Here is a 15,472-nt window from a genome sequence, read left to right as displayed (position 1 = left end):
ATCAGCACGATCGCCCCTCAAGAATGAGCCGGGATAGGCGATACATACGCCATTTCCGAATTTCGGTAAAGCGGAATATTTTTCCGCGGGTGGGTTGACAGCCGGGCGACACACCCCGGTCCCGTAGCCCGGATGGAGTGCGAGCGTAATCCGGGAAAGTGCAAGATGCCGGGCGAGCGGCCCCGGACTACGCTGGCGCTCCATCCGGGCCACGGGAGTCCACTGCAATCGCGACGAGTTGCGATCTGCGACAATATGAACGCACTGCCGACATAAAGTCGCGGCAATCGGAGGACTCATCGGCCGTACCCGCCCCTGTTTTCCCGGAGTTCTCATGTCTTCTGCCGACCGGCCGGCGACCCGCCTTGCGACCCGGCTTGCCTTCCTCGTTGCGGGCTTTGGCATCGCGTGCTGGGCGCCGCTGGTGCCGTTCGCGAAGGCGCGGCTCGCCGTCGACGACGGAGTCCTCGGCCTGCTCCTGCTCAGCCTCGGCATCGGCTCGGTCGTCGCGATGCTGCTGACCGGCGTTCTCAGCGCGCGCTACGGCAGCAGGCCGATCATCGTCGCAGGCGGGCTCGGTCTCACGCTGGTCCTGCCGCTGCTCGCGATCGCAAGCTCGCCCCTATCGCTGGCGCTGGCGCTCCTTGCGTTCGGCGCCGCGCTCGGCTCGATTGACGTCGCCATGAACATCCACGCCGTGGAGGTGGAGCGCGCCGCGGGACGCCCGCTGATGTCCGGCTTCCACGCCCTGTTCAGCATCGGCGGCTTCGCCGGATCCGCGCTGATGACGGCGCTGCTCTCGCTGCAACTCGGCGCGCTCGCCTGCACGCTGATCTGCTCCGTGCTGATGCTGATCGCGATGCTCGTGACCTGGCCGCGCCTGCTTCGCTCGGTGCAGGTGCAGGAGGGTCCACTGTTCGTGCTGCCGCACGGATCGGTGCTGCTGCTTGCACTGCTCGGCGCCATCACCTTCCTGGTCGAAGGCGCGATGCTCGATTGGGGCGCGCTGCTCGTGATCGGCGCGGGGCTCGTCACCGAGGCGCAAGGCGGAGCCGGCTACATCGTGTTCTCGATCGCGATGACCATGGGCCGGCTCGGCGGCGACGCGGTCGTTGCACGTATCGGGGACCGCACGACATTGCTCTGGGGCAGCCTCATAGCGATCGCGGGTTTTGTGGTGCTGCTCACAGCGCCCGTTGCAGCGATCGCCCTCGGCGGATTCCTGCTGATCGGGCTCGGCGCCTCAAATCTCGTGCCGGTGTTATTTCGGCGGGCGGCGCGGCAAACGGTGATGCCCACCGGGCTTGCGGTCGCGGCGATCACGACTGCGGGCTACGCAGGGGTCCTGATCGGCCCTGCCGGCGTGGGCTTCGTCGCAAGTCTTGGCGGATTGCCGATGGCGTTTTGGCTGCTGGCCGCATTGATGGGTCTCGTCACACTGTCGGCGAGGATCGTCACGGCGGAGCAGCGCCAGATGTCGCACGTCGATGTGTGTGCGGCCTTGCGCCGAATTTGCGGACGGAACGGCCAGGAGCCGCAATGGTCCCACGCGGGGCGCGGGTGGAGGCCGTCGTCCTGGCATGCCAACCTAAACCCTTCTTTCACAGGCACTATTTTGGCAAGCCGAAGCGAGCCCAAGCCATCTGCGCCAGTCTGTCTGCCATGCGGCTTTCGGCCAGTTTACTGGACGCGTCGTTCTGCTAGACCACCACCAAGTACCTTTTGACTCCCGTCGAGGGGGCAATGGCACGTGCCAGCTCAAAGTAATCACGACTTGCACATTTCATTTGGGCCATTTCGGCTGTTTCCAAAGTCCCGGCTCCTGGAGAAGGAGGGGGCGCCGCTTCATATCGGCGGCCGCGCGCTCGATATTCTGATCTTGCTTGCCGAGCGCCCCGGTGAAGTCATCGACAAGAGGGAGCTGGTCAAGCGTATCTGGGCCGACGTGAATGTCGACGAGGGCAGTCTGCGCTTCCACGTCGCAGCGCTGCGCAAGGTGCTCGGCGATACCGGCAAGTCGGCCCGTTATGTCCTCAATGTGCCCGGCCGCGGCTATTGCTTTGTCGCGCCGTTCGCTCAAGCGGCTCCGCCGGTCGCCCAAGCCTCACCATCCGAAATCGTCACCCCTCGCTCCCTGCCTGCTCAGCTTGCAAAGATGATCGGACGAGAGGAGGTGATCGAGAAGATTTCAACCGGATTGACGCTGCATCGCTTCATGACGGTGGTCGGCCCAGGCGGCATCGGCAAGACGGCCGTCGCCGTCACGGTCGGGCATCGCCGCTCGGCGGATTTCGGCGGACGCGTCTTCTTCGTCGATTTCGGTCCGCTTCGGGACGCCGGCCATGTCACGACCACCATCGCCTCGGTCCTCGGACTGAACGTCAGCGCGGAGGACCCGACGCCGGCCATTCTGACATTCCTGAGGACCGGACCGACCCTGCTGATCTTCGACAGTTGCGAGCATGTGCTGGACACGCTGGCTCCATTCGTCGAGCGCATCGTTCGCGAAGCGCCGCAGCTTCGCGTTCTCGCAACCAGCCGCGAGTCGTTCCGCAGCGAAGGCGAGCGGATCTTCCGGCTGTTCCCGCTGGATTGTCCGCCGGAGCGGGAGAGCCTCGATGTCGCCGGGGTCCTCGCCTACCCTGCGGCTCAGCTCTTCGTCGAGCGCATCGCGCAGGGCTCGGGTCCGTTCCAGCTCAGCGCCGAGGAAGCGCCGCTGGTCGCGAACATCTGCCGGCGCCTCGACGGCATTGCGCTGGCGATCGAACTCGCGGCGGGCCGTGTCAATGCGTACGGCATCGCCGGCACGGCCTCCCTGCTCGACAGCCGCTTTTCGCTGCAATGGCGGGGGCGGCGCACGGCCGTGCCGCGGCACCAGACGCTCGCTGCGGCCCTGGACTGGAGCTACGACCTGCTGCCTCCGGCGGAAAGCGCCACCTTGCGGCGACTGTCGGTGTTTGCCGGACCATTCGCGCCGGAGGCCGCCGCCGCGGTCGCATCCGGCGAGGGCCTCAGCATCTCGGAGACGTTGGAGGCGATCGACAGCCTGGTCACCAAATCGCTGATCTCGCCATCCGGTTCGCGGGCGCTGCGCTATCGCCTGCTCGACACTACGCGCACCTACGCGCTCGGGAAGCTGAACGAGCTCGGTGAACTCAGGCAGTTCGCGCGGCGCCATGCCGAGCATTTTCGAGATTTCTTCGAGCACGCGGAGGCCGATACATCGACACCGCTGCCCGAATGGCTGAGCATCTATGCGGGGGAGCTCGACAATGTGCGCGCGGCGCTGGATTGGGCCTTCGCGCCCGACGGCGACGCAAGGCTCGGTGTCGCGCTGACGGCGGCCGCGGTCACGCTGTGGGTACGCCTTTCGCTGTTCGCCGAATGCCGCGAACGTACCAGAACGGCGCTTGCAGCGCTCGGAGACACCGGGGGCGACGATCGCATCCGCATGCAGCTGCTGTCGGCACTCGGCTGGTCGCTGATGTATGGCGAGGGCCGCGCGCGCGAGGCGCGCCCGATCCTGGAGACGACTCTCGCGCTGGCGGACAAGCTCGACGACAAGGATTTCCGCCTGCGCGCACTGTGGGGCCTGTGCATCGACCAGTTCAACAACGGGCAGTTCGGCAAGGCCCGTGCGCTCGCCGATCGCTTTGCGAGCGCGGCCGCGAACTCCCCTGACAAGACCGACCTCATGCTGGGCGACCGGCTGATGGCTGTCGCACTGCACTATCTCGGCGACCAGAACGACGCGCGGCAGCGCATCGACCGGGTCAATGCTTCGCTGCACGTGCTGGCGGAGAAGCCGAAGATCTTCCCGCTCGATCTCAGGATCTCGACGCAATATTTCCGGGCGCGCATCCTGTGGCTGCAGGGTCTCGCCGACCAGGCCCAGGCGCTGGCGGCAAGAAACATCGAGGAAGGCCGGGCCAATGGCCACGCCCTGACCTTCTGCAGCGTGCTGGGACAGGCCGCCTGCCCGATCGCTTTCTGGGCCGGCGATCTCGACGCCGCGGAACGCCACGGCAGCGAGCTGCTCGAGCACACCGAGCGGCACGCGATCCGGCTGTGGGGCCTGTGGGCAAGGGCCTTCAATGCGGCAGTCGTCGCCAAGCGCGGCGACGTCGCGATCGGCCTGCCGCTGCTGCGCGAAGAGCTCAATCGCGCCGGCGATGCGCGCTTCCTGCCGCGCTTTCTTCCCCTGCTCGGCGAGCTGGCAGCGGGTTTTCTGGAGGCCGACCAGATCGACCGAGGCCTCGACGTGATCGACGACGTCCTGACCCGTTGCAACGACCGGCAGGAGCTCTGGTATCTGCCGGAGCTGATCCGCATCAAGGCAGAATTGATGCTCAGGAGCGCGCGGCATTCAGAGGACGCCGAGGCACGCTTTCGCGAGGCCATGGAGATTGCCGGCCACCAGGGCGCGCGCTTCTGGGAGTTGCGCTGCGCGATCAGCCTCGCGCGACTCAAGATGGGGGCTGGCCAGAACGCGGCCGCTCTGGCCGTTCTGAGGAATGTCCTGGGATCGTTCACGGAGGGCGCCGAGATCGCCGACATGCGCACCGCGCGCGAGTTGACGGCGCAACTCCGGAACTGACCGCGCACTGATGCGCGCTAACCTCCCACCGCAGCCGCGCGCCGCGGCAGCTTCCAGTTGGGCCGGATGAAGTGGCAGGTGTAGCCGTCAGGATAACGTTCGAGATAATCCTGATGCTCCGGCTCGGCTTCCCAAAACTCGGCTGCGGGCGCGACCTCGGTCACCACCTTGCCGGGCCACAGGCCGGACGCTTCGACGTCGGCAATGGTGTCTTCGGCGATCCGCTTCTGCTCCTCGCTCGTGTAGAAGATCGCCGATCGGTAGCTGGTGCCCCGATCATTGCCTTGGCGATTGAGCGTGGTGGGATCATGGATCTGGAAGAAGAACTCCAGCATGGTGCGGAAGCTGGTCTTGGCGGGATCGAACATGATCTCGATCGCTTCGGCATGGCCTTCATGATTGCGGTAGGTGGCGTTCTTCACGTGCCCGCCGGTGTAGCCGACACGGGTGGAGATCACGCCCGGCTGCTTGCGGATCAGATCCTGCATGCCCCAGAAGCAGCCTCCGGCCAAAACTGCGCGTTCCGTCGTCATCTGTCCGCTCCCAATTGATCGCGTTGTCCATTCTGCATCCGTCGCATCATATAGGCGTTCGGCCGCCCGGCCGAAAGCCACGCATTGGACGCGAGTCTACCCGGTTCCCAGGACCGGATGGACCCAAAGCAAACGCTCGCCTCTAAACCAGCTTGGCGTCGAGCGTGATCGCGGCGTTGAGCACCTTCGACACCGGGCAGTTCTTCTCGGCCTCGCCAGCGATCTTCGTGAAGCCGGCTTCATCGAGATTCGGCACCTTCGCCCGCAGGGTCAGCGCGGACTTGCTGATCTTGAAACCCTTGCCTTCGGGCTCGAGCGTGACGGCTGCCTCCGTCGAGAGCTCATCCGGCGTGAATCCTGCCATCTGAAGGCCGAAGGCCAGCGCCATGGTGAAGCAGCCGGCGTGCGCCGCCGCAATCAACTCCTCGGGATTGGTCCCCTTTTCGTTCTCGAAGCGGGTCTTGAAAGAATAGGGCGTCTGCTTGAGCACGCCGGATTCGCTCGAGAGATGACCGGTCCCGTCGCGACCGGTGCCCTTCCAGACTGCCGTTGCCTTGCGGATCATCTCAGTTCTCCTTGTTTGGTTTCAAGCACCGGCGCTCCGTACCGGTGGATGGCGACATCGGCGTGACCGCCTGCCCTCCCAACCGATCGAGCGCCGCAGCGGTTCCGTTAGCTACCGAGTTGACCAACATGGAAGCCGAGCCGGTTCTCGAGGTCGACGAGTGCTTGGTCTCGGCGATGGCTTCCTTGTCGAATGAGAATGCCGTTGCTTCAGGATGGCAGCTGCTGACCGGCCTGATCGCGCACGATGTAGTCGGCGTACCAGTCCGCCCAGTTCTCGTCGTGACCGCCAGTACGCTTCTCGTGCTCACCATGCGCCACTGAGGCACGGCGCAGCGCCGCCGCCAGATCGGTCGTCGACCCGAATGTCGTGGCATCGCCTGCGACGCGACCGGGCAACCGTGTCGTGACCTCCTGGAACAGCCAGCCGTTGCCGTCGGGATCGCTGAACGAGGCGAATGAGCTGTAGCTGCCGCGCTTCGGGTCGATACCGCCGACCCGAGCGCTGCCGAACAGATACGGCTCGTCGGGCCCGGCATGAAGGTCGCCGGCACCGTGGAATGGCGCGCTGACCGCGACGCCGCGGTCGAGCAGGTCCTGCCGGGCTGCCTCCAGATCGGGGACGATCAGGTACAGGCCTCGCACTGAGCCGGGCGCTGCGGCCGTCACGTTCCTGCCGAAAATCACCGAGCAGGCCGAGCCGGGCGGCGTGAACTGGATCACGCGCCAGTCGTCGCCTGACGAAAAATCGGCGTCCAGTCGCCAATCAAGGCGCGCGTAGAACGCCTTGGCACGGTCGACGTCGGACACCGGAATGACGACGACCTCGAGCTTCATATCGACGCTGCGCGATGAGGGCCTGGTCCCGGTTTCGCGATCGATTTCGATGGTGGTCATGTCGAACTCCCGTGGTGTGAATTGAGGCTGTCCTTCATGCGACGGCCGGCATCACGATGGTCACGCGCGTGCCGCCCTGCCCCGCCTCGCCCCGCAACCGCGCGTGGATGCTGCGTGCGAGCCCTTCGAGGATACGGCTGCCGGTGCCCTGAAGCGGACCGGTCGCACCAATGCCGTTGTCCGCGACCGTGCAGAGCCAGGTGTCATCGCGGCTCGCAAATTCGATGCGGATCAGCGCACCGCTCTTGTTCGGGAAGGCGTGCTTTGCCGCGTTCGTGACCAGCTCGGTCAGCATCAGGGCGAGCCGATGACATTGCGCAGCCGGCAGCCTGCCGCTCTCGATCGCGGCCTCGCAGCGGATGCCTGCCGGCTCCAGCACCGCTGCGGAGAGGGCCCCGCACAGACTCTCGAAGAAGGGCCCCACAGCGACGGCCGATGGATCGTCGTCGTCGGACAGGAGCTGATAGAGCCGGCCGAAGGCGACGATGCGCCGCTCGAGCCGGTCCACCGCCAGCGACACGTCCCTCGTGGCCGCGCGCGTGAAGTCGCGGCGGACTGTCGCACCCAGCAGCGTCAGGGTGTTCTTCATGCGGTGGTGGGACTCCCGCAGCACGAGCTCCCAATCACGCGACTGATCATCGAGACTGGCAACGAACTGAGGTCGAACGACATGGTCGTTCGACCGAGCGCCGATACCGGACATCATAGCCTCCCCGTTGGAATAGGATTGAACTCGAAGGCTATACTGGATGCGGCGCGCGCGTTTGGCCCGTTAGACGTTGCAAGATTCTGTTATGATCGGTGACCTGCAATCTGGCGGCGGACGACCGGTGCCTCGACGGTCAGGCACGCTGACGAATTGTCGCGGCCGCGCCGTAAACCGCTCGCGTTTAAGCAAAATTTTTGCGGCGGACGTCCCGGCGCGCTCGGCGATCGCCACGCGATTTCGCCACTTTCGGCCAGTTTACTGAACGTCTCGATCTGGTAGATCAAACTGCAGACTTCAGCTCATTCACTGGAATCATTGGCCCGTGCCGGACACTAACGAGCAGGATGCGGTCATTGCCTTCGGGCCGTTCCGCTTGTTCGCGAAATCGCGGCTGCTCGAAAAGGACGGCGCGCCGCTTCACCTCGGCGGCCGTGCGCTCGACATCCTCATCTTTCTCGCCGAGCGCGCCGGCGAGGTCGTTGACAAGCGGGAGCTGATCAAGCGCATCTGGGCCGACGTGAACGTCGACGAAGGCAGCCTGCGCTTCCACATCACGACGCTGCGCAAGGCTTTGGGCGATGCCGGCGAAGGCTCCCGCTACGTCGTCAACGTCCCGGGGCGCGGCTATTGTTTCGCGGCTCCGCTGCTCCGGCCTGCAGCATCGGAGGGCCGGGCCGGCCCGTCCGCCGCTTCGCCACACTCGCTGCCGTCGCCGCCCGCGAAGATGATCGGCAGGGACGATGCGGTCGAGAGGATTTCCACTGAACTTGCCGAGCATCGCTTCGTCACGATCGTCGGCCCCGGCGGGATCGGCAAGACGTCGGTCGCACTCGCCGTCGCACAGGGCGAGCTCGCGGCCTTCGACGGCCAGGTGTGTTTCGTCGATTTCGGCGCGCTGACGGATACCCGGCTCGTCCCCGGAACGATTGCCGCCGTGCTGGGCCTCACCGTCAATTCCGAGGACCCGATTCCGGGCCTGCTGACGGTCCTGCGCAGCCGGCGGATGCTGCTGGTGTTCGACAGTTGCGAGCACGTGCTCGACGAACTCGCGCCTGCGGCCGAGCGCCTCGTCCGCGAGGCGCCGCAACTGCATATCTTGGCCACCAGCCGCGAATCCTTCCGCGCCGAAGGTGAACGCGTCCATCGGCTGTTTCCGCTGGATTGCCCGCCGCAGCGCGAGGGGCTCGGCATCGCCGACATCCTTGCCTATCCCGCAAGCCAGCTCTTCGTGGAACGCATTGCCGAGAGCTTGAGCGAATTCGAACTCCGCGAGGAGGATGCCCCGCTCGTCGCCGAAATCTGCCGGCGACTGGATGGCATTGCGCTTGCGATCGAGCTCGCGGCCGGACGTGTCAACGCCTATGGCATTGCCGGGACCGCCTCGCTGCTGGACAGCCGCTTCTCGCTGCTGTGGCGGGGACGGCGCACCGCGATTCCGCGGCACCAGACCTTGAGCGCGGCGCTGGCCTGGAGCTACGACCTGCTGCCGCCGGCCGAAAGCGCGACGCTGCGCGGATTGTCGGTGTTCGTCGGGCCGTTCACGCTGGAGGCCGCGCTGGCCGTCGCGTCCTGCCAGGGCATCGGCGAGCCCGAAGCGGTCGAGGCGATCTCGAACCTGCTCTCCAAATCCCTGATCGCGACCTCGCCGGCGGAGCGGCGGCTGCGCTATCGCCTGCTCGATACCACCCGCGCCTTCGTTGCGGACAAGCTCATCGAGAACGGGGAAGCGGACCGCGTCGCGCACGCCCACGCCGAATATTTCCGCGACTTCCTGCACGACATTGCCCTCAAATCCACGGGCATGCAAAGTGCGGGCGGCTTCCTTCCCTATGCCGACCATTTGCCGAATGTCAGGGCCGCGCTGACCTTCAGCTTTTCGGACCGCGGCGATCGGACGCTCGGCGTGGATCTGGCGGCCTCGGCGGCCCAGTTCTTCCTCGAACTGACCTTGCTGACGGAATGCTACCGCTGGACCCAGCAGGCGCTGGCGTCACGCGATACGAGCGCCGTGGACAGCCGGAAGGAGATGACCTTGCAGGCCGCGCTCGGCGTCTCCGTGATGTTCACGCAGGGCAATACCGAAGCGGTCCGGTCGGCGTTCACGCGCAGTCTCCAGCTGGCCCGAGAGCTCGAGGACCTGCACTGGCAGCTCTGGCTGCTGCGCGGATTGCACGTCTATCTGACCAGGGTCGGAGATTTTCACGGCGCCCTCGGAATCGGCGAACAGGGCGAGAGCGTGGCGCGAAAGCTGAACGACCCCGCCGCCACGCTGAACGTCGAATGGATGCTTGGCATAGCGCATCATCTGATCGGCAACCAGGACAAGGCGGTTCGGTTCTGCGAGAGCGCGATGGTGCACAATCCCGGCTCGCAACGGCTGAACATCGGCCATCTCGGCTATGACGACCGCATCGTCGCGCTGGTGGCGCTGGCGCGCGGGCTCTGGCTCACCGGCCGGCCCGAGCGGGCGATCGAGGCGGCGAAATACACGGTTCGCGAGGCTGAGCTGCTCGAACAGCCGCTCACCCTCGGCATCTCCCTGATCTGGACGATTTACGTGTTCCTCTGGGTCGGCGACTGGGACAACGCCGAACTTCTGATCGAGCGGCTGATCGATCATTCGGCGCGGCACTTCCTCGGCCCCTATCACGCCGTCGGCATCGGCCAGAAGGGCGAGCTGCTGCTGCGCCGCGGTGACGTGGCCGGAGGCATCGAGCACCTTCGCCGCAGCCAGGCCACGCTGTACGCGACACGGCACCGGATCATGACGACCGTGTTTGCGACGGCGCTGGCGGAGGGTCTCGCTTCCCAGAATCAGCCCGACGAGGCGTTGCAGACGATCAACGAGGCGATCGCCGAGATTCCCGATCATGGGGAGTCCTTCGACATGCCGGAGATGCTCAGGGTCAAGGGCGACATCCTCGCCCGGTCAGGCAAGGCTGCGGAGGCCGAGAGCTGCTTGCGCAAATCGCTCGACCTGTCGCAGCGACAATACGCGGTCGGCTGGGAGCTCCGCGGCGCGATCAGCCTCGGCCGCATCTGGCGCCAGGCCGGAAAAGCCGGCGACGCACGCGAGCTGCTCGCTCCGCTCGTCGCGCGCTACCAAGAGGGGCTAGAGACGCGCGATCTGGTCGCCGCAAGGGAGCTGCTGGGCACCCTGAATTGACAGCATGTTCAACGGGATACCGCCAATAATCCCGCTCGCAACTCCTAACAACTTCTAACACGCCAAGCCGCATACACCCCGCCATGGTGGCGACACTTCACGGTGGACATGGCGGGACATGGCGCTTCTTGACGACGTAATCGATGCCAGTGGCGGCTTGGCCCGCTGGAACAGCTTGAGCCGGTTTACGCTCCACCTGTCCGTCGGCGGATCGCTGTTCTCCAGCGCCGGACATGCCCGCGAATTCAAGGACGTGACGGCGGAAGGCTCGACCCGCACACAGTCGCTCCGGTTCACCGGCATCACCGGAGGCGAACACTCCGGCTCCTTTCAACCCGACGCGATCACGATCGAGAGCCTGGATGGCGAAGTCCTGCGGAGCTGGCCCAACCCGAGCCTTGCGTTTCCCGAGGCGGAGGTCCCAACGCTTGCGGACGAACTGCATCTTGTCTTCTTCTGCGGCGTCGCAATCTGGAATTGTCTGACCAACCCTTTTCTGCTCGCCCATCCCGATGTCGTGGTGGAGGAGCTGTTGCCCTGGCGCGAGGGTGCCGAAACGTGGCGGCGGCTGCGGGCGCAATTCCCCTCGCACCTCATCACGCTCGCGCCTGAACAGATCTTCTATTTCGACGAGAACGCCCTGCAACGGCGGACGGACCACGATCTCTTCGGGATCAAGGTCGCACACTATTCGTGGGCTCATGACAGTTTCGGCGGCATCGTCGTGCCGACGCTTCGGCGAGCGCAGACGCTGCAGCCTGACGGAACCGTGATCGCCAAGCCCGTGCTGATGGATGTCGAAATCTTCGACGCCGTGTTCGAGTAGGGACGAGGGCCCGCGAAAGCGGCAGCCACTCTGCCTCTCAATGCCTAACAATACATAACGAGCCAACAGACGGCCCCGGGTGCAGATTGCACTCGTGAGCAATTCTGCGACGAGCTGTCACACCTGATGCACACGCACAAAATCTAACACATCCTAATCACCACTAACGGGCGTCCTGGCCAGCTCACGTCTATCCTCTCAGCATGAAGAGCATTGGGTTTGCGCGTTTGCCGATCGTTGCAAACGGCAGCGAAGCCCGGAGAGGACGAACCATGTCGAGCAACTTGCACGCGGCCCATGCCTGGATTGACTTTCCGGTTGCCTCGCGGGATCACGCGATTCGCGCAACACAGGCAATTCCCCGGGAGAGCCAATGGCGTCGGATCGATCGCACGCCAGAGCCGGCGAGTGAGGGCATCACGATCTCGCGATGGGACGACCCGCGGAGCACCTCATCGCACGAGACGACGACGCCGGAAGATCGCTATTTCGTCGGCATTGCCCTGAAGACCACGCGCGCGAAGCTGACGCGGAACGGCCGGATCATCTTCGAAGGCACCATGCCGGCGGGGTCGCTGTATGTCACCGCGCCGTCGCAGCCTCTCGGCGCACAATTCCAGTCGCCGTGTGCCTTCCTGCACGTCCACATCTCCACGGATCATCTTCCGGCACATGCCGACGGACTGAATGACCTCGTGCTATTGCGCGATCCGCTCGCTGCGGAGCTCGCCAAGGCGCTGATCGAACATGGCGACGCCGCGGACCGGCAGTTCACGCGCTGCATCGGTCAGACCCTGGCGATGCATCTCACCCGGATCGAGCTGCCGCGCGTCAAGGTCAATGCCTTGCCGAAATGGCGGCTGCGGCGCGTCGAGCAGTACATCGCCGATCATTTCGAACGCTGCATCAGCCTGTCGGAGCTCGCCAATGTCGCCGGCCTGTCCAGAATGCACTTTGCGGCACAATTCCGCGCCGCGACTGGTTACCGTCCCCGCGAATACCTCCTCACGCAGCGGGTCGAGCATGCGAAAGCGCTGCTCGCGACCACCGAGCGGCCATTGGCGGATATCGCGCTCGCGGTGGGCTTCAGCACGCAGGCGCATTTTTCGACCGTCTTCAAGCGCATCAGCGGTCAATCTCCGGCGCGCTGGCGCCTCGCCAACGCGGGCGGACAGCTCGAGACCGAAGCGCGGCCGAGGCGGCGTGCGCTTCCGGACCGGGATTGGATCGCCAGCGCAGCCGCGTAGCTGATCAGGCGAGCGACGGACGACAGGGATCCCAAGGCGTGTGCTTCAACTTGTTTGCTGCTCCCGATCTCGCCGCTGCAAGTCCTCGTGTCCCGGACGAGCTGCAACGCGCGAGCGTTGCGGCGCAGAGACCCAGAACGCTCCACGGTAGGTTGCAGTGAGATGGGCCCCGGCTCTGCAGCGCATCGTCGAAGAGACGCTGCGCTGCGTCCGGGGCACGAAAGCGCAATACTGACGCCGCTACGCCGGATCGAACGCGCGGATCGGCGGCAGATTGCCGGTGAACTTCTCCACCTCGACGGTCGTCAACTGGCCGGTGCAGCCCTGCGCCAGGGATGAGGTGCCGACGTCGCGGGTGAGCACGTTCGGATTGCCGTGAACGCAGAGCGGCGCCTCGTCCTCGGGGTCCATCGGATCGTACCAGGCGCCGGTCGGAAGCTGGACCACGCCGGGCGCAATGCCGTCGGTGACGTAGACCGCGGCCAGGCACGCGCCGCGCGCGTTGAACAGGCGAATGATGTCGCCGTCCCTGATGCCACGCGCGTCCGCATCAACCGGGTTCATGCGCGCGACCTCGCGGCCGCGATGCTTTGCGGCCAGCGAATGTCCGCCGAAATCGAGCTGGCTGTGCAGGCGCGTCACCGGCTGGTTGGCGACGAGGAAGCACGGCGCCCCGGGCTTGGGCATATCGGTCTTGTCGAGCCAGACTGGATGGCCGGGACAATCCGCATCGCCATGAGCCGCGATCTTCGCCGAATAAATCTCGATGCGTCCGCTCGGGGTCGGCAGGGCGTGATTGACCGGATCCTCGCGGAAGCGGCGCAGCCGGCCGCCGTCATCGGGCTGCTGCGGCACGACCAGGCTGCCGCGTGCCCAGAATTCGTCGAAGCTCGGCGCCTCCAGGCCGCGCTTGGCGAGCGAGGCGCGGGTCGGCTCGTAGAGATGTTTTAGCCACTGCCGCGACGTGCGTCCCTCGGTGAAGGGTTCGCGCGCCCCGAGACGCTCGGCGAGATCGGCAAAGATCTCGTAGTCGTCGCGCGCCAGCCCAAACGGCTCGGCGATCCGGTGCATGGCTACCATGAGAGGATCGTTGCTGGAATAGCCGATGTCCTCGCGCTCCAGCGTCATCGTCGAGGGCAGCACGATGTCGGCGTGGCGGGCGGTGGCGGTCCAGGCGAGCTCGTGCACGACGAATGTGTCGACTTGCGCGAACGCCTTGCGCAGGCGGTTGATGTCCTGGTGGTGATGGAAGGGATTGCCGCCGGCCCAGTAGACCAGACGAATGTCCGGATAGGTGCGCGTCTCGCCATTATAGCGATACGTGCTGCCGGGATTGAGCAGCATGTCGGCAATGCGCGCTACCGGAATGAAATCGGCAACACCGTTGCGGCCCTGCCCCAGCGTCGGCCCCGGCACGTCGTTGACGCGGCGGCCGTAATAGCCGATCGCCCCGAGCGAATAGGCGTAGCCGCCGCCGGGAAGACCGATCTGGCCGAGGGCTGCCGCCAGCACCATGCCCATCCACACCGGCTGCTCGCCATGCTCGGCACGCTGCAGCGAATGGGAGACCGTGATGAGCGCGCGCTTTCCAGCGAGGCGCCGCGCCAGCTTACGGATCGTATCCGCCGCGACGCCGCAGATCGCGGCGGCCCATTCTGCGTGCTTGGCTTGCCCGTCGCTCTCGCCGTTGAGATAGCGCAGGAAGACCGGCCAGCCCTCGGTGTAGCGATCGAGGAAGGCCTGGTTGTGCAGGTTCTCGCTGACCAGCGTATGGACAATGCCGAGCATCAAGGCAGTGTCGGTGCCGGGCACGCAACTCATCCATTCGGCGCCGGCCTCGACCGGCAGATCGTCGCGCAGCGGGCTGACCAGGACGAACTCGCAGCCACGCCGGCGCGCCACCGCCATGGCGCGGCGCTCGACATGCTTGCTGATCGAGCCGCCTGCCACCATGGAGTTCTTCAGCGCCATGCCGCCGAATGCCAGCACGATCTCGGTGTTATCAGCGATCTGCTCCCAGGTGACGTTGCGCTTGGTGATATCCTCGTAGCCCGCCAGGATCTGCGGCAGCAGCACCGAGGACGCACCCGAGGAATAGCTGTTGACCGAGCGCACATAGCCGCCCATCGCGATGTTGAGGAAGCGATGCACCTGGCTTTGGGCGTGATGGAAGCGGCCGGCACTCGACCAGCCATAGGAGCCGCCGAACACGGCGCCCGGCCCGCGCGTGTCGCGGATGCGGCACAGCTCGTCGCCGAGGAGGTCGAGCGCCTTCTCCCAGCTGACGGAGACGAACTCGTCGCGGCCGCGGCGATCGTCGGGGCCCGGCCCACGCTCGAGCCAGCCGCGGCGAACCGCCGGCTGGGCGATGCGGGCCTGGTGGCGGAGTGCGCCGGGAAAATTGTCGATGATGCCGTTCGGATCGGGGTCGCCCGCATAGGCCCTGACCTCGAGCCCGGCCGCGCCCTGACGGGCGGAGAACACGCCCCAATGCGAGGTGTGCGGCTTGAAGCCGTCCGAGAGGTCGAGACCGGGGTCGGGAAAGCCAATCGTGTCGTCCATCATCTGATCCTTGTTCCGCTCCGGCCTGCAATCGGGGTGTTAATATACCGATCCGCTCCGGACGTCGTCGAGATCAGCGTTGACGGAAACGCTTGCCTGCCCCGCGCAAAACCTCAGGGGCGCTGGACACCAAGCGTCACGGCAAGGACCTGATGGCAAGGACTTGATGGCAAGGACCTGCACCTGCATCATCCGCGTGCGCAGCAATCGACCAGCAGCTCCCAGATCCGCTGCACCTCTTCTCTCTTGTGAGTCTCCGGCACGTTCTCCCTGCTTGACCGATCACACGCAGCGATGCTGGGTGTTTCGCGAGGCACGATCCACCGCTCCGAGATCGGGTCGTACCATTTTCCGATATTCATCTCAGTCAC

The 15,472-nt window shown here is 65.6% G+C and carries 9 protein-coding genes and 1 pseudogene; 5 read left to right on the top strand and 5 right to left on the bottom strand.

All coding sequences use genetic code 11. The features are described 5' to 3' along the window. Positions 1-334: 334 nt before the first annotated feature. Positions 335-1,459: pseudogene (locus JQ566_RS22845) on the top strand (MFS transporter); the annotation flags it as partial. Positions 1,460-1,750: 291 nt separating this feature from the next. Continuing rightward, entirely contained in the window at positions 1,751-4,597 is a 2,847-nt protein-coding gene (locus tag JQ566_RS22840; protein ID WP_212375801.1) for an ATP-binding protein, read from the top strand. 17 nt (positions 4,598-4,614) lie between these two features. Here the strand turns inward: JQ566_RS22840 and msrA are convergent, their stop codons facing one another. The 4 genes from msrA to JQ566_RS22820 form a co-directional block, all read right to left on the bottom strand. Continuing rightward, positions 4,615-5,130 carry a peptide-methionine (S)-S-oxide reductase MsrA gene (msrA, locus tag JQ566_RS22835; protein ID WP_212375798.1) on the bottom strand — a complete coding sequence of 172 codons (516 nt, stop codon included), beginning with the start codon at positions 5,128-5,130 and terminating at the stop codon, positions 4,615-4,617. Between the two features lie 142 nt (positions 5,131-5,272). Continuing rightward, entirely contained in the window at positions 5,273-5,695 is a 423-nt protein-coding gene (locus tag JQ566_RS22830; protein WP_212375795.1) for an OsmC family protein, read from the bottom strand. A gap of 209 nt (positions 5,696-5,904) precedes the next feature. Next, complete coding sequence (locus JQ566_RS22825) at positions 5,905-6,591, bottom strand: VOC family protein (RefSeq protein ID WP_212375792.1); 687 nt, start codon at positions 6,589-6,591, stop codon at positions 5,905-5,907. 34 nt (positions 6,592-6,625) lie between these two features. Then, positions 6,626-7,294, bottom strand: a complete 669-nt coding sequence (locus JQ566_RS22820; protein WP_212375789.1) for a sensor histidine kinase — start codon at positions 7,292-7,294, stop codon at positions 6,626-6,628. 328 nt (positions 7,295-7,622) lie between these two features. Here JQ566_RS22820 and JQ566_RS22815 point away from each other — a divergent pair, with 328 nt between their 5' ends. The 3 genes from JQ566_RS22815 (at position 7,623) to JQ566_RS22805 (ending at position 12,539) form a co-directional block, all read left to right on the top strand. Then, positions 7,623-10,466, top strand: coding sequence for an ATP-binding protein (locus JQ566_RS22815; RefSeq protein WP_212375786.1), 2,844 nt, complete (start codon positions 7,623-7,625; stop codon positions 10,464-10,466). Positions 10,467-10,584: 118 nt separating this feature from the next. After that, positions 10,585-11,292, top strand: a complete 708-nt coding sequence (locus JQ566_RS22810; RefSeq protein ID WP_212375783.1) for a hypothetical protein — start codon at positions 10,585-10,587, stop codon at positions 11,290-11,292. Positions 11,293-11,564: 272 nt separating this feature from the next. After that, positions 11,565-12,539, top strand: a complete 975-nt coding sequence (locus JQ566_RS22805) for a helix-turn-helix domain-containing protein (protein ID WP_212375781.1) — start codon at positions 11,565-11,567, stop codon at positions 12,537-12,539. 240 nt (positions 12,540-12,779) lie between these two features. Here the strand turns inward: JQ566_RS22805 and JQ566_RS22800 are convergent, their stop codons facing one another. Further along, positions 12,780-15,101, bottom strand: coding sequence for a molybdopterin guanine dinucleotide-containing S/N-oxide reductase (locus tag JQ566_RS22800; RefSeq protein ID WP_212375779.1), 2,322 nt, complete (start codon positions 15,099-15,101; stop codon positions 12,780-12,782). Positions 15,102-15,472: the final 371 nt, after the last annotated feature.

Origin of the sequence: Bradyrhizobium sp. SZCCT0231 (genome assembly GCF_018130245.1) — a bacterium.
Taxonomy (GTDB): domain Bacteria; phylum Pseudomonadota; class Alphaproteobacteria; order Rhizobiales; family Xanthobacteraceae; genus Bradyrhizobium; species Bradyrhizobium japonicum_F.
The sequence above is the reverse complement of the archived record's forward strand: the minus strand, read 5'-3'. Positions and strand labels throughout refer to the sequence as shown.

Coding starts and splice junctions, on each gene's coding strand:
- JQ566_RS22810 (WP_212375783.1), top strand. CDS start 10,585: ATGGCGCTTCTTGACGACGTAATCGATGCCAGTGGCGGCTTGGCCCGC.
- JQ566_RS22800 (WP_212375779.1), bottom strand. CDS start 15,101: ATGGACGACACGATTGGCTTTCCCGACCCCGGTCTCGACCTCTCGGAC.
- JQ566_RS22805 (WP_212375781.1), top strand. CDS start 11,565: ATGTCGAGCAACTTGCACGCGGCCCATGCCTGGATTGACTTTCCGGTT.
- JQ566_RS22825 (WP_212375792.1), bottom strand. CDS start 6,591: ATGACCACCATCGAAATCGATCGCGAAACCGGGACCAGGCCCTCATCG.
- JQ566_RS22820 (WP_212375789.1), bottom strand. CDS start 7,294: ATGTCCGGTATCGGCGCTCGGTCGAACGACCATGTCGTTCGACCTCAG.
- JQ566_RS22830 (WP_212375795.1), bottom strand. CDS start 5,695: ATGATCCGCAAGGCAACGGCAGTCTGGAAGGGCACCGGTCGCGACGGG.
- msrA (WP_212375798.1), bottom strand. CDS start 5,130: ATGACGACGGAACGCGCAGTTTTGGCCGGAGGCTGCTTCTGGGGCATG.